General features: G+C 60.9%; 1 pseudogene. It reads left to right on the top strand.

The annotated features are described in order from the left end of the window. Positions 1-126: 126 nt before the first annotated feature. Positions 127-979, top strand: a pseudogene (locus HV796_RS42755) (IS256 family transposase); the annotation flags it as partial.

Here is a 979-nt window from a genome sequence, read left to right as displayed (position 1 = left end):
GAGTTATTGTCGAAAGTGGTGTACGTGGGGGTCGAGGGGAATTTGAGAGGGCGGTGGCGGTTTAGCTGAGAATGTTGCTTGTCGAAGGCATAACCAGCGAACCCGGCAAGGCCGGAACCGAGCACCATGAAGAAGATTACGGAAGAAGCGAACGGCGGTAAAGCAGAAACGAAGAGCGTGCTCGATGAGCTGATCCAGCAAGGCGCGCGACAGCTCATCGAGCAGGCAGTCGAGGCGGAACTGGCGACCATGCTCGAACAGTACAGCAATGTGAAATCGATCGATGGCCGGCGAGCCGTGGTGCGTAACGGCTACCTGCCCGAGCGCGAGGTCGTCACCGCGATCGGCCCGGTGACGGTCAAGGTGCCGAAGGTACGTGATCGCTCGGGTTCGGGCATCCGGTTCAATTCGACGGTGGTGCCGCCGTACGTGCGCAAGTCCGCACGCGTGTCGGCAGCACTGCCGTGGCTGTACCTGCGAGGCATCTCGACGGGCGACATGAGCGAAGCGATGGGGATCATGCTGGGCGGCCCGGTCAGCGGCATGTGACCGAACGTCGTGAGTCGACTGAAGGCTCAATGGGCCGAAGAGCATGAGCAATGGAACCGACGTGACCTGTCGTCGGCGCACTGGGTGTATTGGTGGGCCGATGGCATTCACACGGGTGTGCGCAGCGACGATTCCGATGGCCAGTGTCTGCTGGTGATCATTGGCGTCAAACCGGACGGAACGAAGGAGCGCGTGGCAATCGGTGACGGCTATCGGGAATCGAAGGCGTCGTGGAGTGAACTGCTGCTCGATCTGAAGAAGCGTGGGCTGCAGTCAGGGCCGCTGCTGGCCTGCGGCGATGGTGCAATGGGATTCTGGGCAGCGATGGAGGAAGTGTTTCCGCAAACGAAGCATCAGCGTTGCTGGTTTCACAAGATGGGCAACGTGCTCAACGCGCTGCCAAAATCGCAGCAGGCCCGGGCCAAAAAGG

The organism is Paraburkholderia humisilvae (assembly GCF_902859855.1).
In the GTDB taxonomy this organism is placed as follows: Bacteria; Pseudomonadota; Gammaproteobacteria; order Burkholderiales; family Burkholderiaceae; genus Paraburkholderia; species Paraburkholderia humisilvae.
The sequence above is the reverse complement of the archived record's forward strand: the minus strand, read 5'-3'. Positions and strand labels throughout refer to the sequence as shown.